Here is a 24,627-nt window from a genome sequence, read left to right as displayed (position 1 = left end):
GCGCGAACGGAGTGGTTCACCCAGCGTGATCACGGAAGGCCGCCTCGCCGCGAGTTGCGCGAACGACGCTCACGCGGTGATGATCACCGTCTCCGAAGCGCTGTTTCCAACCTCGTCGGTGACCGTGAGCGTGACGTCGTACTCGCCGCCACCGTTCCGCTCGCGGACGGAGTCAGATCCCGAGGCGCTGTCGCCGCTTACGTTCGTGGATGTCGAGTCCACGACCGTTCCGCTGTCGTCGATCATCTCGATCTCGACGAGATCCATGTCGCCATCCGGGTCGGAGACGGTCCACTCGACGGCGAACTTCGTCCACGGGCCAGCGCTCGTGTCCGAGACGGCGAACTGGTCGACGCTCGGCGCCGAATCGCCGTCCGCGTCGGTCGTCACCCCGATCGTGTTACTCGGGTCGGATTCGATCCCGTCGGTCGACTCCGCTGTGACGACGAATTCGTAGGTGGTGTCGGGATCGAGCCCACTCACCGTCTTCGTGGGGTCCGTCGATTCGCCGTACTTCGACCCGTCGACGTACACGTTGTAGTGGGCGGTGTTCGCGCCGTCGTGTTCCCACTCGAGGTCGACGGTCGTATCGGTGTTCGACGGCGAATCGAGGTTCGTCGGCGCTGCTGGTTCCTCGTCGCCGTCACCGGTGGCCACTGCAAACGAGTTCGGCGCGACGTCGACCGAGGTTCCGTCGGAGAACGAGACGGTTCTCGTCGCGTCGTCCGCGTTGTAGGCGACGTAGCTCCGCTCGGTCCCGTCGTCGAAGACCTGGTAGCACGGCGCGTCGGCGACGACCGACGGATCGGGCGCACCGAGTTCGTTCAGGCAGTGGACGAAGTGATAGACGAACGGCGTCGAACTGCCCGCCGGTTCGATCGGCACGCCGTTCTCGGTCATGTCGACGGCATGTTGGGAGTCGGTCATCGCCCGGTACCCCCAGGCCGTCTGTTGCCAGCCGTCGGGCCAATTGCTGTCGCCACCGGGACCGCGAGCGATCGCGTCGCGAGCCTCGATCAGGCGAGTCCAGTTGGACTCGGCGTAGTCCTGGTCGTGCCCGAGGTAGAGCGTGTGGCCGGCCATCGGCAGCCAGTTGATGCCGAACGTCTCGATCGGATCGGACGTGTCCCAGTAGACGGTCCGCCAGTATCCGACGTCCCAGACCATCGGAGAGTACTCGAACGGACCGGAGCCGTCCGTGTCCAGTTCGTCGGGATCGAGGTTCTCTCCCCAGCCCGCGGGGAACGAGTCCTCGTCGTGGTCGAACCAGTACTCGGTCGTGGCGTTGATCTCGTGGGTGTAGAGGAAGATACCGGCGTCCCGGAGCGCCTCGTTGCCGGTGAACTCGCCCCAGCGAATCATCGCGGCGTAGGCGTTGACCGCCTCGGAGGACGACTCCTGGTTGTTCCCCCATGCGCTCCCGTTGATCCCGCCCGCGTAGGAGTGGCCTGCGTACGGCTCGAACGTCCGAAGGAACGGGAAGGCGTTCTTCGGATCGGTCGCTGGATCCAACTCGGCCGAGTGGTCGGGACGCTCCCAGTTGGCGTAGTCGCGGATGAGCAACTCGACCATCTCCCCGAAGGCATCGTCCGCAGCCCACTCGGGATCGAGCCTGGCGACCTCGGCTGCGGCGTAGACGAAGTATCCGTAGTGGAAGTGGTGGTCGTTCAACGCGTCGATCCCGCCGAACTCGCAGCCGGGATAGGACTGGATGACGCCGACGTCGTCGTGGTAGTAGAACAGTTCCTCGCCCTCTTCGGTCGAGAAGGTTCCGCCGTCGACCGTCCAGCTGTTCGTCCTGACGTCGAAGTACGTCGACAGTCGCCCACGGATCGCCTGGAGGAAGTAATCCCGATCGTCCGTGCGCCCGCGAACGTCGGCCACCCCGCAGGCGGTGCAGTTGCGCATCAGGTCCTTGCTGGCCCAGTAGGCACACTCTGGAACCCCCTGGGACGTGTACGGCCCGTACTGGTCTTGCAGCGTCTGAATGTAGTCGTCGAGCTGGGCGCCGTCGTACGTGCCGACGTCCGGCAGGTGGGGCAGGATGCCGGGATAGGTCAACGTCGTCGAAAACGACGAGCCAGCCAGCACCTTCATCTCCCCTTTTGGCGACCAGTACGTGTGTGAGGTGAACGACTCGTCCGTGTGCTTCCACTGCGTCGGGAGCAGCGCCGCGAGCGTTCCGCTCGTCTCGCTCTCGGGTTTCTCCTCCAGCGAGTACGAGTACGTCGTGTGGACCTCCGAGACGGGATCGCCGTTCCCGTCGGTCTGGACGTACTCCCAGTCGACGATCGTGTCGCGCACGACGTTGTAGGCGTACGCTTCGAACTCGTCGAGCGTGGCCGCCGTCCCGTCCGGAAGAACGGCGATCGTCAGGTAGCCCGCGCCCGCAAGATCGGAGGTCAGGGTGTCGCCGCCGACGCCCGACCACTCCGCGCCGGCCGGAGCGAACACGCCGAAGTGCTGTGTCGAGTGGCCGGCCTCGGTCGGTTCGACGGTGAGGCCGAGCACGTTCCCCTCGTCGGCGAACACCGCGACGTTGGCGCTGTCGAGCGGATCGTCGGTCTCGTCCAGCAGCGAGAGTTCGGCCCCGCCGCCCTCGTACTCCGCGAAGATGAACGGCGACCCGCGGGCCATCGTCACGTCCATTGCGGTGCTCGTTCCGTCTCCCCACCGGGAACGAACGTGCCAGTCACCGTGGTGGTCGGTCCGCGCGTCGTCGAACGTCGATACCGCGTCGTGGCCGAGGACTACCCGTGGGGTCTCCTCGTAATCCATGCGGACGAAATCCGCCTCCTCGATCGGCGCGGGTTCGTCCTCCTGGTCGTCCCACGGATCGCGCCAGCCCTGCCAGGTGCTCGGTATCTGGACGCGAAGTCCCTCCGCTCGCGGAGCGGCGTAGTACGGATACGCCACGGTCGCGCCGTTGCTGTAGGGAGTCTCCTCCTCGGCGTACGGATCGTATCCGAAGTGGAGTCCGCTCGCCCAGCCGTTGCTCGGGTACGGCGGTTCGACGTTCTCCGTGGTGTACATCGTGTCCGCCGTCGGTGGCGAGTCGTAGTCGTATCCCGCCGGGATGGTGGTAGTGTAACTCCCGCTCCCGACGTCGACGATGTCTTCTTCGTCGATCGCAGCGACGCTGGCGACGCTACCGCCGAGAAAAGCACCGGCAGCGGTCGCTTTCATCAGTGTTCTGCGCGATACCGGAAGGGTGCGCTCGTCGTCGGTCCGGTCCGTGCTCGCACGGAATGATCGTTTCTCGCTCATGGCATGTTCACGACTGCGCGATCGTGACAGCTGGTGTCGTGTCACTAACGGACAGTCATTCTTATCGACCGTATTTTTTCTTATAAAACTGTCGCAATCAACTGATGATTTTTTGCGTGACGGATGTCGGATTCGTCGCGAACACGCGGCGTGATCGAGTCGGACGAACATCCCGCGCCAAATTTCGTGAGTGGAGCCACGGCGGCAGCGGAAGCCGGCCCGGCGGGTTCAGTCGGGAGCGCAGCCCCGGGAAACGTCTTCTTCGTCGTTAACGGCGACGGCGCACGGCGGCGGCCACGACTGGACAGCTATCGCTCGACAGAAGCGAATCTCGCTCAGAAAGGCGGCAACTGACGAGTCGGCAAAAAGCGGCCGTCGCTTACCGCTCGTCCGCTTCCAGACTGACGCCCTCCAGGGGATCGCTGCGCCAGTAGTCGCTGCCCTCGTCGAGACGGAAGCAGGACGCGCGATGGGGTTCCTCGCCGACCGAGTGCCGGTCGGGCGTCGACTCCCGGCAGTACTCCGTCGCGTACGGACACCGCGTGTGGAATCGGCATCCGGACGGCGGGTCGACCGGGTCCGGGATATCGATCTCCCGGACCGGGGGCTCCGCCGCGCCCTCGTCCGGACTGAGCGACGGCGTCGCCCATTTCAGCACCTTCGTGTAGGGGTGCTGTGGGTTCCGGAGGACCTCCTCGGCCTTACCGAGTTCGACGAGTTCACCGAGGTACATCACGCCGAGCCGGCCGTCGGCGTGCTCGGCCAGGTAGCGCGCGTTCGAGAGGTCGTGCGAGATGAACAGGAACGACGTGTCGAACTGGTCCTGCAAGTCGAGCATCAGGTCCATCACCTCGACGCGCAGCGAGACGTCGAGCGCGCTGACGGCCTCGTCGGCAAGGATGAGCTCCGGGTTCATCAGCAGCGCCCGGACGAGCGCGACGCGCTGTTTCTCCCCGCCGGACAGCTGGTGGGGATACCGCCTAGCGTAGTCGTGCGGCGGCGTCATCCCGACGCGGTCGAGCATCGCGAGGATCCGCGCCTCGCGATCCTCGGGCCCCAGGTCGGTCTGGTGCTTCTTCAGCGGTTCGGCGAGCGACGCCTCGACGGTTCGGTGTGGATTCAACGACGACCCGGGATCCTGATGGATGATCTGGAGCGATCGACGAATGTCGGCGTACGGGATGGACGGATTCGAGAAACGCTGTTTCGCCTCCCAGATATCCTGTCCGCGGAAGCTCACGGTCCCACCAGTCGGTTTCTGCAAGCCGACGGCCGCCTTGCCGAGCGTGGTCTTCCCGCTGCCGGACTCGCCGACGATCGCCACGACGTCGTTCTCGGCGATCTCGAGGTCGACCGCGTCGACCGCCCGGACCGTCTGCGAGTCCGCGAAGGGGGTGAGGCCGCCGTCCGACTCGAAGTGGACGTCGACGCTCTCCATCGAGACCACGGGATCGTCGGCGCTCATCGGCCCACCTCCGTGGTCAGATCGATCTCGTCGTCGACGCGCGTCCAGTGGTGGCAGGCGACGTCGTGGCTCTCGCTGGCCGCCTCCATCGCGGGCGTGACCGTCGCACAGTCGCCGGTCGCCATGGGACACCGCTCGTGGTACGGACAGCCCGACGGGACGTTGACGGGGTCGGGTGCCGCCCCCTCGATCGGGCGCATCTCCCCTAACGGCGACTCGATATCGGGGGTCGAATTCAGCAGCGCTCGCGTGTAGGGATGCTTCGGGGACCGGAGGAGTTCCTCGGTCCGCCCGACCTCCGCGAGTTCGAACGCGTAGAGGACCGCGATCCGGTCGGCCAGTTTCGTCACGAGCGGCAGATCGTGGGTGATGAACACCATCGTCAGGTCGTACTTGTCCCGGAGGTCCGACAGCAGGCTGACGATCGACCGCTGCATCAGGAGATCGAGCGCCGCCGTCGGCTCGTCCATGACGAGCACTTCCGGTTCGAGGACGAGCGCGAGCGCGATGAGCGCGCGCTGTTTCATCCCGCCGGAGAGCTCGTGGGGGTAACTGTCGAGCACGCGATCGGGATCGAGATACAGGTCGGCCAGGAGTTCGTGCGTGCGTTCCAGGCCCGCTTCGACGTCGTAACCGTGCGCGTCGAGCGTCTCCACGAAGTGGCCGCGGAGCTTCAGCGTCGGGTTGAACGACGAGAGAGCGCCCTGGAACACCATCGAAATATCCTCCCAGCGAAGCTGCCGGAGTCGATCGTCCGAGAGGTCGAGGACGTCGACCGCCGGACCCTCCGACGGCCGGTAGGTGACCGTCCCCGAGGTGACCCCGGGTTCGACGACGGCGTCGAGCAGGGCGGACGCGAACATCGACTTCCCGGAGCCGGATTCCCCGACGATGCCGATGATCTCGTTGCGCTCGATGTCGATGTCCAGCCCGTTGAGAACCGTCGACGTTCCGCGATCCATGTGAAACTCGACGGAGAGGTCCCGACAGCTGAGGACGGGATCGGACCGGCCGTCGGCCTCCGTGGCGGGGGCCGCATCGGCGCGCCCGCTCATCGGACACCACCCCCGGTCGTCGCCGTCGCACCGTCGCCCGTCGGCTCGTCGTCGGAGCCGGTCGTCGTGGAGTGGCGGGCGCGAACGCGCGGGTTGAACATCCGGTCGGTGCCCTGCGCGAACAGGATCAGCCCGAACGACAGGAGCGTGATCGTCGCCAGGGGCGCGATCAGCCAGTGGGCCATCGACATGACGTGCATCGCACCGCCGCTGACCGCCTGGTCGATCATGACCCCCCAGTTGACGACGCTGTCGTAGGGCAACACGCCCAGGAAGTACAGACCGATCGATGCGAAGATAACCTGTCTCGCCGCGTTAACGAACGTGATCAACACGTAGGGCATGATGTTCGGAAGGATGTCTTTGACGATGATCGTCGGGGTCGACAGCCCCATCGCTTTCGACGCCTCCACGTAGGAGTGGCGGCTGATCGAGAGCACTTGCGACCGGATCTCCCTGGCGAGGCCGGCCCAGACGTTGATCGTCAGGATGAGCCCCGTGACGATCGGGTTCTGGGGTTCGAGCAGCGCGGCCAGGATGACGATGAGCGGGAGCCCGGGGATCGTCATCACGATGTCCGTGAGTAGGGAGAGGACCCGGTCGGTCCGCCCGCCGACGTATCCCGCGGTCGTCCCGACGGCCACGCCCGTGACCGTCACGAACAGGCCGCCCGCCACGATCATCTGGAGCATCGATGGCGTCGCGTGGACGAGCTGAGCGAGGATGTCTCGGCCGAGGTTGTCGGTTCCCAGGGGATAGGTCAACCCCTCGGCGAGCGGTGCGATCGAGCGCGGTCCCTGATTGACCTGGGGCGCCTTGTAGAGCGTCGGCCCGAGCAGGCCGACCACCAGGTACAGCAGGATGATCGACGCGCCGACGCGAGCGCGGAGGTCGTCCCAGACGATCCGACCCGGAGCGAGGACCCAGCGGTCGAACAGCCGCCGGTAGCGCTCTTTCCGGCTCATCGTGGTCTCGGAGACGGCTTCGAACGCCTCGCCGTCGTCGAGCGCGTGGAGCGACTCGTTGCGTTCGCTCATCAGCGCTCACCTCCCCGGGTCTGTGCGCGCGGATCGATGAGCCCGTACGTGAGGTCGGCGACGTAGACGCCGAGCACGACCGCGATCGTCATCACGAGGAAGACGCCCATCATGAGCGGGTAGTCGCGAGCCTCCAGCCCCTCGATCATGTAGTAGCCCACGCCGGGGTACGTGAACACCTGCTCGAGGATGACGCTGCCGCCGAGCGCGAAGCCGATCGCGATCAACAACGCCGTGTACAGCGGCAGTACCGCGTTTCGGCCGACGTAGCGCGTCGCGATCCGGCGCTCGGAGAGGCCGCGGAGTCGCGCGACCCGCAGGTAGTCCTCGCCGAGCACCTGGATGCTGTTGCCGCGCATCCGGAGCGCCCAGCCCCCGGCCGCGACGACCGCGTACGACAGTATCAGCAGCGCCGCGTGCCAGAGCGCGTCGCCGAGGAAGGTGAGCGTCCGTATCGGTTCCAGGAGCCCCACCGTCGGCTCCATCTCCGTCGAGTACCGGCCCCCGGTGGGGAACAGCTCGAACTGGTAGCCGAGGAACCAGATCAACAGGATGCCGATGATGTAGTTCGGGATCGAGTTGAACAGGATCGAGACCACGGAGAACCCGGTGTCGAAGTAGTCCCCCTCCTTGTACGCCATCGCTGCGCCGAGCGAGATGCCGATCGTAAACGAGAGCAACAGGGCGATCGACATCGTGAAGATCGTCCAGGGAAGCGCCTCCGCGATGATCTCCGACACCGCGACGCCCTCGTTGATCGACTCGCCCAGATCGCCGCGGAGCAGTCCGGTCACGTAGTTCACGTACTGTTCGTGGAGCGGCGCGTCCGGGAGCACGTTGAGTTTGCGCTCGACGCGGTGGTCGATCTCGGCCTGCGTCATCTGCGGATTGTTCTGGATGAGTTCGGCGCGGTACGCGTCCGCGGGGTTGCCGGGCATCAGCCGGACCAGGAAAAACGCGAGACTCATCACTGACACGACCGTGACGACCGCCTGCAGTGTGCGTTCGATGTAGTATCGTTGCATATGTTGTGCGGTTCGGGCAGGCTATTCGTCGGCCTTCGCGACGAGCTTTCCGACTCGGGGGAGGAACGTCGTCGCGTACTTGACGGACGCGTCCGGATCGGAGTCGTCGACGACTTTGAAGTCCTTGGTGGAGATGAACCCCTGATCGACCTTCTCCTGGATGGGAAGCTGCGGGAGGTCGTAGTTGAAGATCCACGCCAGGTCCTGGATCTTCTGGCGGGCCGCGTCGCCGTCGGCGTCCATGCCGACGAGGTCCTCGAGTTCGGGTGCGAGCTCGACCGTCTCGGTCTCGCCGTCGGGCTGGCCTTTCGGCGGGACCTCGACGGTCTCGGGGTAGTTGTAGACGTTCCTGGCGTCCCAGGTATTGAGATTCCAGTTGAGCGTGTGGTAGGGATACGTCCAGCCGTCGGACCACCAAAACCCGGCCGCGTCGAAGCCGGTGTCGCCGTATAGGTCCTGGCCGAAGTAGACGCCGTCGTCGCGGGTGATGAGATTGGTCTCGATGCCGAAGTCCTGGAGGTGCTGGTTGATCGTGATCGCGGCGTCGACCCACTCGGTCCAGGCGGCGGGCACCTTGTACTCGAAGGTGAGCGTCTCGCCGTCCTCGTCGACCCAGGTGCCGTCCTCCCGGGAGAACCCGGCCGATTCGAGCAGTTCGGCGGCCCGGTCGGTGTTCTGTCCGGCGTAGTCCTCGAAGGCGTCCGGATCGTCGAGCCAGTCGTTGGCCGAGTCGTCGAAGTTCCCGACGATGCCGGTCGGCGTTTTCACGGGCGCCTTCGCGTCGCCGCCGCCCGCGGAGTTCTCCGCGACGACCTCGCGGTCGATGGCGTGGGCGATCGCCTTCCGGACCTCGCGCTGACCGAGGTGCTCGTGCTCGTGGTCGAACGCGATCGACAGCCCCCAGTTGGCGGGCTGTTGCATCTCGACGACGTGATCGGGGAACGACGCCATGATGTCCGGCGACGTGAAGATGTTGTGGAGGGCGTCGACCGTTCCACCGCGGATCGCCTGCCAGGCCTGCTCGTTCCCGTCGATGAACCGGAACCGGTACTCGGCGAAATTGATGTTGTCGGCCCAGTAGGAGTCTTCGAACTTCGTGGTCACGAGCTCCTGCTCCCCGGTCCGGTCGAACTGGAACGGACCGGTGCCGATCGGTTCCTCGGGCGCGAAGTCCGCCAGTACCGTCGATTCGGGGTCGTCCTCCAGTTCCGCGAGGATGTCGTCGTACTGCGCGCCCGGCATGTCGAGTTCCATGTTCTGGATCGAGTTGAGGAAGATGGGCTCGGAGACGTCCGCCTCGAGTCCGACTTCGACCGACGTGTCGTCGACAGCCTCGACGTTCTCGACCGAGGTGAAGTTCCCGATCGGGTGATTGTCGTAAAGCGAGATGTGCAGCTTTCGCTCCAGATCCTCGGCGGTGGCGGCCTCGCCGTTGTGCCAGGTCAGGTCGTCCTGAAGGGTCAGCGTCGCCGTGTCGTCGCCGACCTCCCAGTCGGCGAGGGCGCCCGCAGTGAACTCGCCGGTCGTCACCCGGAAGTAGACGAGCTGGTCGAAGACCACGAACCCCGGACGGTCGGGGTAGTTCGAGTCGTTCGCGGCGTTCCACTGCATGTCGTCGGGAAGGACCGACGTCGGGGCGGTGAACGTCCGATCGGTCATCGGCTCGTCGCCCGTGATCTCCCCGTTGGTCGAACCGGTGTTGTCGTCGCCGAAGCAGCCCGCGAGCGCCGCCGCGCCGGCCGCGCCGGTGAACTGCAGGATTCGACGCCGTGATGCCTCTGCGGTGCTGTGTGGCACACTCTCTTGGCTCATGGTGCTACCCAACCTTGGGTATCCGACAGTAAATAGCTTTCGAAAATCATAACATTTCATCATAACAGAGGGTTCACCGCGTGTGGGCTCGCCCCACTCCCGGGTGAGGTGCTCGACTGTACGGTGCCCGATCGTGCCGTCCGGTCGTCAGGGATACATTTATTAACTGGCGTTTCAGATACCTACATCCATGACAAGCCTAGACGACGGTGAGCCGTACCTAGATCCGTCGCTGACGATCGAGCAGCGTGTCGCCGATCTGCTCGACCGGATGACGCTCGAAGAGAAGATCGGTCAACTGGCCGGGTCCTACGTCGGGACGCTCGCCGAGGGTCCTCACGGCGTCGACGACGTCATCGACGAGATCGACGAGTACCACGTCGGCGCGGTCGCCCCCTTCGGCTGGGGTGGCTCGCCCAACGAGTCGCTCGAGGACGCGATCGACGCGGCGCGTCAACTGCAGACCCACGCCGTCGAGGAGACGCGGCTGGGCGTCCCGCTGCTGTTCGCCGCCGACGCGATTCACGGTCACGCGTACATCAAAGAGTCGACCGTGTTCCCGAACAATCTCGGCGCGGCGGCGACGTGGTGTCCCGATCTCGTCGAACGCACGGCCGAGATCACGGCGGCGGAGATGCGCGTCACCGGGGCCGCCCAGAACTATAGCCCGACCTGCGACGTCGCGCGTGATCCGCGTTGGGGCCGGACCGGGGAGACGTACGGTGAGAGCCCGTTCCTCGTCGGGACGCTGGCCGCCAGCGAGATCCGCGGGTACCAGGGCGACGACCTCGATGAGACCTCGGTGCTCGCGACGGCGAAGCACTTTCCGGCCTACGGCGACCCCACGCGCGGCGAGGACGCCGCACCGGTCGACGTCTCCTCGCACACGCTCCGCAACGTACTCCTCCCGCCGTTCGAGACGGCGCTCGAGGAGGACGTCGGCGCGGTGATGCCGTGCTACAACTCGATCGACGGCGAACCGGCGCACGGATCGCGTCGATTCCTGACCGACCTCCTCCGCGAGGAACTGGGTTTCGATGGGGTCGTCGTCTCCGACTGGAACGGGATCACCCAGTTGCACGAGGAACACCGCACGGCGGGAACGCCGATCGAGGCCGCGCGCCAGACCCGCGAGGCGGGCCTCGATATCGGGTCGGTCGCTGGCGGCGAACACGCCCGACACGTTCGGGAACTGATCGAGCGCGGCGACCTGTCCGAACAGCTGATCGAGGCCAGCGCCGAGCGGGTGCTGCGAGCGAAATTCGCGCTCGGCCTCTTCGAGGATCCGTACCCGGACCGCGAGGCCGAAGACGTACTGGGCGCTCCCGAGCACCTCGACGTCGCGCGCGAGGCCGTTCGGAAATCGCTCACGCTGTTGCAAAACGACGGGGACGTGCTCCCCCTTGACGACGGCGTCGACGAGGTGTTCGTGACCGGGCCGAACGCCGACGAGATCGTACACCAGAACGGCGGGTGGAGCTGTAACGCGGACACCGGCGTCCCCGGGACGACGATCCGCGAGGGGATCGTCGACGCCGTTGCCGACGATACGGTCGTCACCCACGAACCAGGCAGCGACATTACCGCTCCCGTCGATATCGACGCCGCCGCGGAGCGGGCGGCCGAGTCGGACGTCGCCGTGGTCGCGCTCGGCGAGGACTGGTACCTCCACGAGTTCGGACCCTCGGCGGAAACCGACGGCGAGACCGGCGAGTTCCCGACGCGGAACGAACTCTCGCTTCCCGACGCGCAGCGCGAACTCGTCGACGCGGTGGCGAAGACGGGGACACCCGTCGTCGCGGTCCTGGTCACCGGCCGCCCGCTGGCCATCGAGTGGCTGTCGGAGGCGGTGCCGGCGATCCTCATGGCGTACCATCCCGGCAGGGTCGGCGGCGAGGTGATCGGGGAGACCTTGTTCGGCGAGGCCGAACCCGGCGGGCGGCTCCCGATCTCGATCCCGCGATCGGCGGCGACGCTTCCGACGTACTTCAACCACCGGCCGCACCCGCACCCGATCGGTCCCGACGAGCACCCGGCGTCGTACGATCCGCTGTTCGAGTTCGGCCACGGACTCAGCTACACCACCGTAGAGTACGAGTCGATCGAGGTGGGCGGAGACGTGATCCGCCCGGGCGAGGACGTCACGGTCCGCGTCACGCTGGCCAACACGGGCGATCGGCTCGGGAGCGAGGTCGTCCAGGTGTTCGGCCGGGACGAGTTCAGTTCGGTCGTAACGCCCGTCCGCGAACTGTGGGCGTTCGAACGCGCGGAACTAGCACCCGGCGAACGAGCGACCGTGGAACTCCGGATCGGCGCGGACCAGGTCGGTCTCTTCGAGCGGTCGCGCGACGGCCGCGACGATGCCGGGAGCCTCCGCCTCTTCGTCGGGGACCGGACGTTCGACCTCGACGTCCGGCCGATCGACCGCTGAATCGCCGACACCGCACAGTCGAAACCGCGAATAATTCCGTTCCGTCGCCGCTCGTTACGAGACCTGATATCGACGCGGCCGCCGCCGGCCGCAGTCGCCAGTACCGCGTAGACCGCCCGCGGAGCCGAATTCGTCTCGGCCGAATAGTACTAAAAACGGTACTATCCCCTGAAACGTGTATTCTCTTATACTTCTTCGTTTCGAACTTCTTGGGCAGAAATCGGGGGACGGAAAGGGGTCAATAGTGTAAGAATTCTATTTATTATCGGCCCTGTAGACAAATATCGAATATGTATTCAAGGAGAACCATACTGCGGCGGGGCCGTGACCGGACGAACGCGCCAGGGCATTTACATGCGTATTAGTGTAAAGAATCGGCCGTGCTGCACTCGATCGCTCGTGCGGTCGAGGCTGTGAGCCCGCTGCGTCGGTGGCCGGATCCGCCGCAGCGTCTATCCGTCTCCATCCGGGGATGATCGATTGTCTTACAGGTTTGTGCGTAATCGGGTTCGTTGGCCGGCGGGGGACCGCTTCATCCGATCCTCTGCAGGAAGAGTCGATCGTGTGCTGTAGATCGGGTGCCGTCTTCACGGTGTGAACTGTAATTAATATTGTATAAGTAGAAATTTTACTGTTCTGCAAAGACGCCCTACAATTTCTGAGTTGAAACCGACAATTGAGAGGGTAAAGACGCCTGAAATCTGTATGTACTGCGCTAATCCCCCAAAAGGAGTTCTAAACAAACATTCATCCAAAAATAGGGAGCGATAGGAGCTTAATAACCCAATATCTGCCAGATAACTATCTAAAGTCGAAATATTTGGGCGTGAACTCCCCCGTGTGTCTCCCTACCCAATTCAAGTGCTATTAGTTATATGATTGCTATTATAACACCTTTCTGACTACAAGATCGGCGGCACTCCCGTCACCTCGACTGCTGTGTTAGCGATGCCGTTCCGAGGTCCGTCGGAGAGGGTCTTCGGGCGCTGAGAGGGTCCGAGACGGACACCAGGGGATACCTATCCGATCGGCAGTGCGGTGCGTACCCGGCCTCCGATTCCGTGACACGCAGTCAGCCACCCATTACTAACCTGTCCCGGCGACGAATCGACTCGTCCTGTCGGCTTCACCACCAATGGCCCCCGCACTCGTCCACTTCCTCGTCGGTGCGTCGCTGGCGCTCCTGTACGCGACGCCGCTCGCGCTTCGCTACCAGCTCGCGCCGTGGGCGCCGCTGTGGCTCGTCGTCTGTGGCGGGCTCTGGGGGCTCGGACCCGACGTCCACCACATCGCGCCACTCTACGAGACACAGCTGTACGCACTCCATACCTCCCCGTGGGCCGATCTCTTTGCGTTCCACTCCACGCTCGATCGGCCGGCCGTTCGAGCGCGGTACACTGCGAGCGTCTTCGGGTCGCTCCTGTGTGTGCTCGCCGCCGTCAGCGTGTTTACGGTGATTGTACAGGTCCGCGACCGAACTGCCGGTGCAGCCCCGATCGGTCCCCGGCTCGTCGCCCTGGCGATTGCACTGCTCCCGACCCTGTTGCTCATCGCGGCGACGGTTGGCGCGCTTCCGTAGCGAGGACCGCGGGCGGCGTGGCTGGCCACGGCTGTCGCGCGAGTACCGTGATGGCGCCGATCAGACGCACGACAGCGTGCGAGCCGACCACGGTGTCACGACCAGTGGGCGTGACCCGCTACAGCGGCTCGGCGTCACAGAGTCAGTCGGCCATCGCTCACTGACCTCGCCGGGTCATCAGCGCTCGGTGTGCCTTGCGGGTCGAGCGGGTGTGGGGTCGGGCGATGATCAGCCGGCCGGCACCGACCGTGACATCGCTCCGGTCGGCGATGTCGATGCGCCGGTCGCCACAGACGCACGAAGCGGCGACGCGATCCGCCGGCGCGTCCGCCGCCCACCGCGGACCCGCACCTGCTGCGTCGCTGACGGACATCGCGCGGCACGCCGTGGTGCGCTTCCGGCGTTGAAGCGCCCACGCTCCCCGACCATCTCAACGTACGTGTCGGCAGCACAATCTTTTAATATGAGCTACACGAATGGAGTGAATAGGATGGAAGAGCAGGACGAGACGCAGTTCGACGAAGCGACCCAGCAGGAGGTCGACGAGGCGATCGCGGATTCCGAGACCGAGTCCGACGACCTGATCATCGGTTCGTAGTCGCGTTCCGGACAGGCGCCCCGCCCGCGGCTCAGGAGTTCGGATCGCGCCGCGAGCACCGCCGCCCGCACAGTACGCCCAGCGCGCCAGAGGAATAGGTGCCCTTCGCTCGCCCACAAGCTCGTACCGGATCTCGGTGGCCGCGCTAAAGAGCGTGCGACACTCCTTGCGGGTGCGTACTCGACGGTGACCTGGTCGTGGCGGCGAACGCTCGACAGCCCCGGCGGGTCGTCAGCGTCTTCCCCGCCCCCGACGGGCCGGAGACCGAGACCGTCGGCGGCAGAGAACCGTCGTGGACGCCGTTCAGAATCGTGACGAGGTCGCGCTCTTGTGCGTCACGAGCGTGGATCTCGGCCGAGTCGGCGAGCGGATCGAGCGCTTTCTCGTCGACGAAGACGCTGTCGTCCGGGGCGGCCGCCGCGAAGCGGTCGGCGACCGTGCGCATGCGGTCACAAGTACTGGCGAGAGTGGCGTGCCGGCAATGAACGTAACGCCCGGCCGGATGGCGCTGTTCAAATCAAATTGTGAAGGAGCGAGGCGGGGGAATTCGTGGTGCCACTGCCAGAATGCGATCGCCTCAACGGGCCTAACAGCGACATCCGATTAGATTTTGTGGAGCGCGAACTGATGCAGTTGCGTCTCCAGCACCATTTGGCAGAATCATCACTTTCAGATACTGTATCTATATTAGAGAATTTTCCGGTGTCGAACGCGCACGCCCGACAGTTCACGACTGGGTGCAGAAGGCCGATCTCCAGACGGCCGATGCAAGGGGGCGAGTTACGCCGCGCTCGACGTCGTGTTTCTCGTCGATTCAGGCCCCTGGTTGCGAGGTTCACTACACCGACATGCCCTCCGATTTCGACACGAGAGACACGGAAATCGGAACACCGAACGTCTCGGCCAAGATAGAACACGGCGTACCTACCAGTTCGGAGACTGCTGTAGAACCACCAAACCGGCAACCGCCGAAACGTGGCTCCAGCGCGACGCATCCGGCTGGAACCAGTTCCTCTGAACACTGCCGCGGATCGGCGCCGACAAATCCCTGCGGAGGAATCCGGCGATCAGCCCGAAAAGCGTGCAGACGGCGTTCGTCTCCGATCCTGATGCTCGTCGAGGTAACTATCCAACGATCATCGCGCGTTCGACAATTTCTTCGCCGTACATCTCCTCGAGATCCTCGTGCTGATCGGGGCGGTTCTCGTAGACGTCCTGGAACAGGGTGATGGGCGTCTGGGCCGCCTGATAGGTGGCCTCGTCCCACATCCGGTCTTTGCTAATAGTGACCTCGACGCCGTCGATGAGCAACGTCCCCGATTGTTCCATGGCGATGGCGCCCCGGCCGGCCTCCTTGGCCGCCTCGAACTCCTCCATCGAATCGACGATGTCGGTCATGCTCGGGATGTAGTCGGTCACGTCGAGCAGCTCCTCTTCCAGTTCGTCCCCGTCGAGTTCGCGTTCGTCCCCGCCGAGACGGAGCCTGTACCGGTCGTCACCGATCGCTTCGAGTTCCACGTCCTCTCCGTCGTAGACGTAGCGACCGTCCTCTTCTTCGAGTTCGACGTCACGGCCGTCGACATCGAGGAGCCAGCTCCCGGTCTTCGGCGGTAGCGGGGAAGTGTTCGCTTCCTCCACCTGTCCGGGCGTTAGCGACCAGATGCCGAGCATTCCCTTCGCCTGATTTTCGGTCATACGCTCGTGGTAACCCTCGACGTCGCGGATGTCGTCGTACGGACCGTCAACGGCGATGAGCCCGTTCGCACTCGCACCCCGAGAGGTGTTGTGGCGCAGCTCCGGCCACGACGGCAATTCGCCGGTGGGCGTCATAGCACGCATGTCCTTGGTGTAGTCGACCTCACCGTCGACGAGGAGGAACATGCGCTCGAGGTTGTTCGCGGGCTTGCCCATCTCGTCGCGGAGGTCGCCGAGCGCGAGTTCGGCCTCTCCGCTCTCGACGATGACCGACATGGCCAGACTGCCCTCCTCCAGACCGTGCTCGTTTTCCACGATGGTGATGAACTCGTCGGCCTTCTTCCAGTCGTCGATGTCGCCGACCTCCGGGATCACGAATCCGTCGATGTGTTCGACGGCCCCGTTCTCGGGGTCGGCGATCTCCAGCATGCGCTGGAAACTCTGATAGCGGGTACTGGGACTTTCCCTGTGCCAGACGACGCGGGGGTGAATTTCGCCCGGGAAATCGGCTCCGTGATCCGAGATCACGTCGATGATGTTCTGGGCTCCTTCGTCGCGCATCGAAGGCGCCGTCGCGTCCTCGTTGTCCGGCACCCAGACGTCGGGGGCCTCTATTCCGCGTAGCTGGACCGCACGTCGCAGCATCTTGCTGGAATCGTCTTCTCCTTCCACAGCAGTCGGAGTAGTAAAGAACGTTCGCACGAATTCACGATCGTGCTGTCGTTGTACACTCATGAGTCCATCTGACAATATCGCTTTCCAATATTAAAGTGTTTGGTGAGACGCGGCGTCGTGAGCGGCGCGGCTCCGAACTGGGGACCGTAGTAGAGCCGAGCGCTTCCGGCAGGGGCGCGACGCTGTTAGACGTTGTATTTGTTGAGTTCGATCACGTTCGCTACCCGGCAGAGCTGATCCACGAACTCGTTCGCCTCCCAGTCGTCGTCGATTCGAGCAGTAGGACCCGAGATGCTGATCGCCCCGATGACGTCCGAATCGAACCTGATCGGCGCAGCGATACAGCGGAGACCCTCGAGACGCTCTTCGTCGTCGATCGCAAAGCCTCGTTCCCGGGTTCGCTCTAGCTCGTCGAAAAGTGCGTCGCGAGTGGTTATCGTCTGCGGCGTCACTTTCGGCAGGCCGTGTCGATCGATGATTTCGTCGACCCGTTCCGCGGGGAGGTGAGAGAGGATCGCTTTCCCGAACGCCGTACTGTGCATATGGTGTCTACACCCGACGTACGTATCCAACTCGACCGCTCGTTCGCCCTTCGCTCGAGAGAGATAGACCCCCTTTCCGTCCTCCTCGACGACGAGGTGGACCAACTCCCCCGACGTTTCTGCGAGTTCCCTGATCTTCGGTTCGGCGACTTTGTAGACGTCTATCTCGCTCCGGATTTGCCCGCCGATATCGAGGAATTTGAGGCTGAGACGGTAGGTTTTGGTTTCGGAATTCTTGACGACGTACCCGTGTTCCTCGAGCGTCGTCAGATGATTATGGATGGTGCTCTTTCCCATCTCGAGTTCGTTCGCCAGCGTCGTCACTCGCGCCTCCCCTAACCGATTGAGCACCGAGATGATCTCTAACGATTTCTCGGTCGTCCGAACGGGGTGTTTGGCCCTTTTTCCCATACGATACTGAATTACAGGCCGGAGCTATAAGTCTTGTTCTATAATAGAAAACAAGTCGTCTCAGCGAGGGGCGTCCCGATGCAGGCAGGAAGTGACGAAGCCGACGGTTATTCGAGCGGCGGTAAACCTGTCGGCCCATTCGCTTGTCAAATGCGGATTCTGATATAATGAATAACCGGGACGGTCCGTCTTTTCACCCGCCTTTTCTCAGGGGTTCGCCCCTCGCCTATTTACATCCATATGCGTGTAATAGTACGGGGAGATATGCGGTCGAGCAGTAGGTGTTCTAACATGGAGAACGAGTGATCGGGGTTCGTAAGCACATCGCCAGATCATCGGTGAAACCGAGAGCAAGGTTTGAAACCGCCGATCAGACGAGCGGCACAGATATCTGCGTCAACGAACCGTCTTTCGCTACCGGGACGGGGTAACCGATATTTCGGCGAAAACCGTCTCTCGCGTGTACGGCGGATCGAAACTACTCCAGCGGTTCGACCAGTTCGACTTTCCGTCCATCGGGATCGTAGACGAACGCCGTCCGAGCACCCGCCTCGGGTTGATCTCCCGGTTCTTTCGCAACGCCATAGTGGTCGATCGTTTCGAAGACTTCGTCGACGTCGTCGACGCCGATGGCGAGATGGTCCCACGACGTTCCCTGATCGAAATCCGCGTCGCCGGCGGTATCCGAGAGCTGCAGCTCGGTCCCGGTTTCGTCCGCGATGTACCTGTTTCGCGTTTCTCCGTCCGGCGTTTCGAACTCCCAGCTCTCTTCGAACCCGAACTGCTCGTAAAACTCGATGGTTTCGGCAGCGTCGGCGACGTTGATATTGATATGGATGAGTCCCATATCCTACGTCCTGACGATCGATCTATTAAATTCATCGGGTACCGGCCAGACTGGCGTACCGGTCGGGGAGGGCGGTCAGTAGCCGACCGACACGGGCCGGCGACGCCGGGTGAGTAAGCCAACGACAGGTCTCGCTGCGTATCGGTCGGCTTGGTGGTCGCGATCTCGATCTTTCCCGGCGGATCCGACTCGTGATAGTCGAGTGATTCGTCTTCTAACGACATACGCCCCAGTTTACCGAACGCTGTGTAAAGACGACGTCGACCGAGAACAGGGGATCAGTGACCGATATCCGGGATTCGAGCGCTCGTCGTCGGCCCACGTGCGTAACCGATACGTTTCGAGTCTCGTTCGCTCGACCCCGACAGCTACCGGTTCCAGCGACGAGGTCCGCGGGAGCGCTGGGCATTCGTTCTCTTCGCTACGGTGTTTTACCATCGTCATTAAGTCAAGAATAGAACAATAGAGTTTATAATAATTGATTCTGGACGAGTAGACAATGGCCGTCGAAAAGCCACAGGGCGACCTAAGTAGCTACGAGGAGTTCCGAGACACGCTCGATCACGATCACAGCGACGTAAGCGCGTACGCGGAACTCGCAGACGATCTTCGATCAGTCGTCAAGGGGGAGGTGCGCTTCGACGAATATGCGCAGGTGTTGTACGCGACCGATGGCAGCGTCTATCAGGCTCGACCTGCGGGCGCCGTCCTCCCTCGCGACACTGAAGACGTGCAAAACGCCGTGCGCGTCGCAGCCGAGCACGACGTTCCGATCATGGCGCGCGGCGCCGGCTCGTCTCTGGGCGGGCAGACGGTGGGGCCGGGCTGTGTCGTGCTCGACATGACCACGTACATGGACGATATTCTCGAGGTCGACGTCGAGCGGCAACGAGCGCGCGTCCAACCGGGGGTCGTCCAGGACGACTTCGACGAGCACGTCGAACAGTACGGGCTCAAGTTCGCACCGGATCCCGCCTCGTCGAACCGCGCGACGATCGGTGGGGGGATCGGAAACAACTCCACCGGCGCGCATTCGGTGCGATACGGCATCACCGACGCCTACACCGAGGAACTGAAAGCGGTCCTCGCCGACGGCACGATCATTCACACTCGCGAGGTCGTACTCGACTCCGAGGAGTGGGACGAGATCGTGTCGACGGAGGACCGCGAGGCGGCGATTTACCGAACCGTTCGCTCCCTCGTCGAGGAGAACGCCGACGAGATCGAGGAGCGGTACTCGGATCTCAAGCGCAACGTCTCCGGCTACAATCTCGACAGGGTCATCTACGAAAACGAGGACGGCGAGGAGGTCATCAACCTCTCGAAGCTGTTCGTCGGCGCCGAGTCTACCCTCGGCGTGATCGTCGAGGCCGAGATCAGTCTCGTGTCACTTCCCGAGGAGACGGCGCTCGTCCTCTACTGTTTCGAGGATCTCATCGACGCGCTCGAGGCGGTTCCCGAAGCCCTCGAGTTCGATCCCAGCGCGGTCGAACTGATGGACAGCGAGGTGTTCAGGCTCGCACGGGGATCGGAACAGTTCTCCCGCTACGAGGAGCCGATCCCCGACGGGACGAACGCGGCGCTAATGTTGGAGTTCGACTCCGAACTCTTCGACGACCTCGAGGAGCCGATCGACCGGACGAACGCCCACTTCGTCGACGAGGGCGACGCCTTCGAGGCCCTCGAGGCGTACACCGAGGCGGAGCAGTCGAAGCTCTGGAAGCTCCGCAAGGCGGCCATTCCGCTGTTGATGAGTCTCGAAGGCGATCCGAAACCGTACCCGTTCATCGAAGACGCAACGGTCCCGCCGGCGGAGCTCGCCGAATACGTCGAGAAGTTCATGGACGTCCTCGACGAGCACGACACCTCCGCCGCCTACTTCGCTCACGCGGGCAGCGGGACGCTGCACATCCGGCCCATCCTCAACCTGAAAGACGAGGAGGGGATTCAGAAGATGCAGTCGATCACCGAGGACGTGACCGACCTCGTCCTCGAACACAACGGATCGTTCTCCGGGGAACACGGCGACGGGCTCGCGCGAACGGCGTTCAATCCGAAGATGTACGGCGACGACCTCTGGGCGGCGTTCAAGGAGGTCAAGACCGTTTTCGATCCCGACTGGCGGATGAACCCGGGGAAGGTCGTCTACACCGACGAGAACCCGACGGATATGCGCGAAAACCTGCGGTACGGGGACTCCTATACGTCGATCGAGCCCCAGACGAAACTGGACTTCTCCGACGAGGGCGGGTTCTCCCAGCTGGTGGAGCTGTGCAACGGCTGCGGGACCTGCCGGCAGACCGACGACGTGATGTGTCCGACCTACCGCGGGATGAAAGACGAGATCGCGACGACGCGCGGCCGTGCGAACATGCTCCGGGCGGCGATCTCGGGCGAGATTCCCGAGGAGGAGATGTACTCCGTGCGCTTCCAGGAGGAAGTGCTCGACCTCTGTGTCGGCTGCAAGGGGTGCAAGAGCGACTGTCCGACCGGCGTCGATCTGGCGAAGCTCAAGGCGGAAACCAAACACCAGTACCACGATCGCGAAGGAATCGGACTCCGAGAGCGGCTGTTCGGCAACGTCGACACGCTCTCGAAGATCGGGAGCAAGCTCGCGCCGCTTTCGAACGTCGGACAGAAGCTGCCGGGGAGCCGCCTCGTGATGGAGAAGGTCGTCGGCATCGCTCCCGAGCGGGAGCTTCCCTCGTTCGAGCGCGAGTCCCTGCAGGACTGGTTCGCCGAGCGCGGTTCGCGGGTGAGCCCGCAGGAGGCTGATCGAAAGGTGCTGCTGTTCCCCGATACCTACACGAACTACAACTATCCCCGACCCGGGAAAGCCGCCGTGCGCGTGCTCGAATCGGCGGGCGTCCACGTCGAGATTCCCGATGACGTCGCCCCGAGCGGCCGTGCAGCCTTCTCAGTTGGAATGCTCGACACCGCCGAAGAGCGCGCCCGAGCGAACGTCGATCTGTTCACCGAGTATATCGAGGACGGCTACGAAATAATCGCCGTCGAACCGTCCGACGCGGTGGTGTTTCAGGACGAGTACCTCGACCTGGTGGACACGTCACAGGCGGAAACGGTCGCCGCTCACACGTACGGTATCAGCGAGTACATGGACGAGTACCGGCTCGTCGAGGGGTTGCCCCTCGACGAGACGGACGAAACTCTCGCGTACCACGGCCACTGCCACCAGAAGGCGACCGGCAAGGACCACCACGCCGTCGGCGTCCTCCGGCGCGCTGGCTACGCGGTCGACCCGATCGAGTCCAGCTGCTGTGGCATGGCCGGCTCGTTCGGCTACGAGGCCGAGCACTACGACCTCTCCAAGGCGATCGGCGAGCGACTCTACGAGAAGCTTGACGCGAGCGACGGGACGCCGGTCGCACCCGGTGCGTCCTGCCGGAGTCAGATCGACGATCGCGAAACCCGAGACGAGAAGCCACCTCACCCGATCGAGAAAGTGAACGAACTGCTCACGGCCCCGTAGTCGCCTCCGCGATTCGGGGCGTATCTGCGCGATCTCGGAGCCGGGTGTCTGCTGTGTCTCGTTTCCGACGGAAGCGGTGAACCGAGCCGTTTCCGGGTTCGTGAGCGCCCGGTGATTGCCACGCGCCGATCCGGATCGGCACGCCGGACAACTCCACCGAGAGAATCGCACCGGCGAGAACGAGCCCGCCGGGCAGCGGATCGAATCGACTCCTGGAACGGTAGTAACCGTCGTTAGCGGCCGATCCGCTGCCGTGGATCGAGGCGTTCCACCGGGGGACTGGCATCGCGCTCGAGCAGCGACTCGAGCTGGTCCTCACAGGAGGGCCCACTCCCGTCGACGATCCGATTCCGAGTCCGGGATTCGGTGAACTGCTCGCGAACGATCGCGTCGAGCGTCGACTCCAGGCCTCCCGGTTCGGTGCGGGTCACCGGCACCGCGAAATCGGCGCGTGCCGCCTCGAATCGGTTCCCGTTCGTCTCCGACGGAGCCGCGAGGCCTCGTCGCGTGACCGGCGTTCGATCCTTGGTCGACCGGTACAGCCAGTATATCCGAGTTCGGCAACCGATTCATCGGCGTATGCTCCATCGATTCAGACGGGTGTCTCGTCCGTCGGTCGGCGTCAGTCACTGACCGACGACTACTCGCTGGCCGAAGACCGCCGCGAAAACAGGGCAACCGCGTTCATATCTAGCAGTTATCGGCCGTTTGTGCGTCGCCGAAAGCGAGAAACGATATCTACATTCACACGGTCCCTTCGGTGACTACGATTGTCTGATACATGATAACAGTCGACAATTATAAATACTAAATGAACAGTTTACTTTTCATGCCAGATGCGATCCAGAATGGCATCGAGGTAAAGTTCGAATCACCGCCGTTCGCACGATCTGCGGGGGGTGATGTGAATGGTTAGTCTCGTCGAACTCGTGCTCGCAGCGACGCCGCTCGTGCTCGCGGGCGTCCTGCTCGTGGGCCTGCTGTGGCCCGCGACGCGGGCGATGCCGATCGCGTACGTCACGGCCCTGATCGTCGGCTACTTCGTCTGGAACATGCCAGGAGAGTACCTCGTCGCTGCCTCCGTGTCCGGCATGATGACGGCGGTCCAGATCCTCTGGATCGTCTTCGGCGCGTTGCTCCTCCTGTACACGCTGATGCAGGCCGGCGCGTTCGACCGGATCAACCAGGGCTTCGCGAGAATCAGCGACGATCGGCGGGTACAGATCGTGTTGATCGCGTTTTTCCTCGCGGCGTTCATCGAGGGGGCGGCCGGCTTCGGGACGCCCGCGGCGGTCGTCGCGCCGCTCCTGCTGGCGCTCGGATTTCCGGCGTTCGCCGCCGTGATCGCCGGCCTGATCGGCCACATCATCGCCGTCACGTACGGTGCGGTCGGCACGCCGATCATCATCGGGATCCAGGATCCGCTCAAGTCGGCCGAGGCGACGAACACGGCCATTACGGAGGGCGGATTCACCATCCAGGAGTACTCGCTCGAGGTCGCCGTCTGGGCGGCGACCTACCACACGCTCGTCGGCTTCGTGATGCCGCTGTTCGCGGTCGCGATGGTCGTCTACTTCTTCGGCGACACGGAGGAGCGCAGTCTCGAACCCGTCTGGGAGGTCGCGCCGCTGTGTCTGTTCTCCGGGATCGCGTTCGTCGTCCCGTACTGGCTGTCGGCCCAGATCAGCGCCGAGTTCCCCAGTTTGCTCGGTGCGATGGTCGGCGGTGCGATCGTCGTCGGCGCGCTGAAAGCCGGCTACTTCGTCCCTGACGAGGAGTGGGACTTCCCGGACCGCCAGGAGTGGCCCGACCACTGGGTCGGCACGATCGAACCCGGGCAAGCTAACGCACCCGGGACGGGCAGCGGCACTGGCGACGCGACCGTCGCCGACGGCGGCGTCGGCACGTCGAACATGTCGCTGCTCCGCGCCTGGACGCCGTACATCCTGCTGGTCGTCTTGCTCGTCGTCACTCGCGTCGTCGATCCGCTCCCCACAGTCCTGCAGCGGTTCGGCACGGAGTGGAGTAATATCCTCGGGACGGGTATCGACGGCGGCATCGACTGGCTATACGTGCCCGGCTTCTGGCTGTTCGTCTGTGCGCTGATCGCGATCCCCCTGTACGGAATGTCGAGTCGGGAGATCAAGGCTGCCTGGTCGGAAGCGGGTCAGAAACTCATCGCGCCGCTGATCGCGCTCGTGTTCGTCATCGCGATGGTCCAGGTGATGCTCCAGTCCGGCGCCCACGCCGAAGGCACCGAGAGCATGATCGTCGTGCTGGCACAGGCGACCGCCGACATCGTCGGCCCTGCCTACCCGTTCATCGCCGCGCTCATCGGCGCACTCGGGGCCGCGATGGCCGGCTCGAACACGGTGTCGAACATCACCTTCGGCGGCTTCCAGTTCGAGGCCGCCTCACAGCTCGGCCTGCCCACCCAGCTCATCGTCGGCGCACAGGCCGTCGGCGGCGCGATCGGGAACCTCGTGGCGATCCACAACGTCGTCGCCGCGCTGGCGACCGTCGGCCTCGTCGGCCACGAGGGGCGCGTGATGCGGTTGAACCTGATTCCGCTCGTCTACTACGCCCTCGGCGTCGGGATCCTCGCGACGGTGTTCAGCTACGCCCTCTTCCCGGGCCTCTTCTGAGCGGCCCCGGCCCGCTTTTCACGAACCCAACTCGAGGCTCATCACCTGCGACG

At 64.0% G+C, this 24,627-nt stretch carries 16 protein-coding genes and 1 pseudogene; 5 read left to right on the top strand and 12 right to left on the bottom strand.

Annotated elements, in window-relative coordinates; translation table 11 throughout:
- Positions 1-69: 69 nt before the first annotated feature.
- The 6 genes from MUG98_RS02635 to MUG98_RS02615 all read right to left on the bottom strand — a co-directional run bounded on the left by MUG98_RS02635 (position 70) and on the right by MUG98_RS02615 (position 9,661).
- Complete coding sequence (locus MUG98_RS02635; RefSeq protein WP_265110634.1) at positions 70-3,267, bottom strand: glycosyl hydrolase; 3,198 nt, start codon at positions 3,265-3,267, stop codon at positions 70-72.
- 379 nt (positions 3,268-3,646) lie between these two features.
- Positions 3,647-4,732 (bottom strand): ABC transporter ATP-binding protein, encoded by a 1,086-nt coding sequence (locus MUG98_RS25215; protein WP_320443106.1) that lies wholly within the window; start codon positions 4,730-4,732, stop codon positions 3,647-3,649.
- Complete coding sequence (locus MUG98_RS25210; protein ID WP_320443105.1) at positions 4,729-5,787, bottom strand: ABC transporter ATP-binding protein; 1,059 nt, start codon at positions 5,785-5,787, stop codon at positions 4,729-4,731. The genes MUG98_RS25215 and MUG98_RS25210 overlap by 4 nt, the downstream gene beginning before the upstream one ends.
- Positions 5,784-6,824 carry an ABC transporter permease gene (locus MUG98_RS02625; RefSeq protein ID WP_265110633.1) on the bottom strand — a complete coding sequence of 347 codons (1,041 nt, stop codon included), beginning with the start codon at positions 6,822-6,824 and terminating at the stop codon, positions 5,784-5,786. The genes MUG98_RS25210 and MUG98_RS02625 overlap by 4 nt, the downstream gene beginning before the upstream one ends.
- Positions 6,824-7,849, bottom strand: coding sequence for an ABC transporter permease (locus MUG98_RS02620; RefSeq protein ID WP_265110632.1), 1,026 nt, complete (start codon positions 7,847-7,849; stop codon positions 6,824-6,826). The genes MUG98_RS02625 and MUG98_RS02620 overlap by 1 nt, the downstream gene beginning before the upstream one ends.
- A 21-nt stretch (positions 7,850-7,870) precedes the next feature.
- Entirely contained in the window at positions 7,871-9,661 is a 1,791-nt protein-coding gene (locus tag MUG98_RS02615; RefSeq protein WP_265110631.1) for an ABC transporter substrate-binding protein, read from the bottom strand.
- 190 nt (positions 9,662-9,851) lie between these two features.
- Here MUG98_RS02615 and MUG98_RS02610 point away from each other — a divergent pair, with 190 nt between their 5' ends.
- Both MUG98_RS02610 and MUG98_RS02605 read left to right on the top strand, forming a co-directional pair.
- Positions 9,852-12,092, top strand: a complete 2,241-nt coding sequence (locus MUG98_RS02610; protein WP_265110630.1) for a glycoside hydrolase family 3 N-terminal domain-containing protein — start codon at positions 9,852-9,854, stop codon at positions 12,090-12,092.
- A 1,135-nt stretch (positions 12,093-13,227) separates the two neighbouring features.
- Positions 13,228-13,671, top strand: coding sequence for a hypothetical protein (locus MUG98_RS02605; RefSeq protein ID WP_265110629.1), 444 nt, complete (start codon positions 13,228-13,230; stop codon positions 13,669-13,671).
- A 157-nt stretch (positions 13,672-13,828) separates the two neighbouring features.
- Here MUG98_RS02605 and MUG98_RS02600 read toward each other — a convergent pair whose 3' ends face one another.
- On the bottom strand, positions 13,829-14,044 hold the full coding sequence (locus MUG98_RS02600) for a hypothetical protein (protein ID WP_265110628.1): 216 nt from the start codon (positions 14,042-14,044) through the stop codon (positions 13,829-13,831).
- Positions 14,045-14,414: 370 nt separating this feature from the next.
- Entirely contained in the window at positions 14,415-14,714 is a 300-nt protein-coding gene (locus tag MUG98_RS02595; protein WP_265110627.1) for a Cdc6/Cdc18 family protein, read from the bottom strand.
- 113 nt (positions 14,715-14,827) lie between these two features.
- Here MUG98_RS02595 and MUG98_RS02590 point away from each other — a divergent pair.
- Positions 14,828-15,287, top strand: a pseudogene (locus MUG98_RS02590) (transposase domain-containing protein).
- Positions 15,288-15,394: 107 nt separating this feature from the next.
- On the opposite strand, the gene aceB reads toward MUG98_RS02590, so the two are convergent.
- The 3 genes from aceB to MUG98_RS02575 form a co-directional block, all read right to left on the bottom strand.
- Positions 15,395-16,699 carry a malate synthase AceB gene (aceB, locus tag MUG98_RS02585; protein WP_265110626.1) on the bottom strand — a complete coding sequence of 435 codons (1,305 nt, stop codon included), beginning with the start codon at positions 16,697-16,699 and terminating at the stop codon, positions 15,395-15,397.
- Between the two features lie 125 nt (positions 16,700-16,824).
- Positions 16,825-17,592 (bottom strand): IclR family transcriptional regulator, encoded by a 768-nt coding sequence (locus MUG98_RS02580; RefSeq protein ID WP_265110625.1) that lies wholly within the window; start codon positions 17,590-17,592, stop codon positions 16,825-16,827.
- Between the two features lie 478 nt (positions 17,593-18,070).
- Positions 18,071-18,439, bottom strand: a complete 369-nt coding sequence (locus tag MUG98_RS02575; protein ID WP_265110624.1) for a VOC family protein — start codon at positions 18,437-18,439, stop codon at positions 18,071-18,073.
- 499 nt (positions 18,440-18,938) lie between these two features.
- Here MUG98_RS02575 and MUG98_RS02570 point away from each other — a divergent pair, with 499 nt between their 5' ends.
- The gene (locus MUG98_RS02570) at positions 18,939-21,929 is read left to right on the top strand and encodes an FAD-binding and (Fe-S)-binding domain-containing protein (protein WP_265110623.1); all 2,991 of its coding nucleotides are present in this window, start codon (positions 18,939-18,941) and stop codon (positions 21,927-21,929) included.
- A 233-nt stretch (positions 21,930-22,162) separates the two neighbouring features.
- On the opposite strand, the gene MUG98_RS02565 is transcribed toward MUG98_RS02570, so the two are convergent.
- Positions 22,163-22,360 (bottom strand): hypothetical protein, encoded by a 198-nt coding sequence (locus MUG98_RS02565; protein ID WP_265110622.1) that lies wholly within the window; start codon positions 22,358-22,360, stop codon positions 22,163-22,165.
- A gap of 477 nt (positions 22,361-22,837) precedes the next feature.
- Here MUG98_RS02565 and MUG98_RS02560 point away from each other — a divergent pair, with 477 nt between their 5' ends.
- The gene (locus MUG98_RS02560) at positions 22,838-24,574 is read left to right on the top strand and encodes an L-lactate permease (protein WP_265110621.1); all 1,737 of its coding nucleotides are present in this window, start codon (positions 22,838-22,840) and stop codon (positions 24,572-24,574) included.
- The last annotated feature ends 53 nt before the right edge of the window (positions 24,575-24,627 follow it).

The organism is Halosolutus halophilus (assembly GCF_022869805.1).
Classification (GTDB): domain Archaea; phylum Halobacteriota; class Halobacteria; order Halobacteriales; family Natrialbaceae; genus Halosolutus; species Halosolutus halophilus.
The sequence above is the reverse complement of the archived record's forward strand: the minus strand, read 5'-3'. Positions and strand labels throughout refer to the sequence as shown.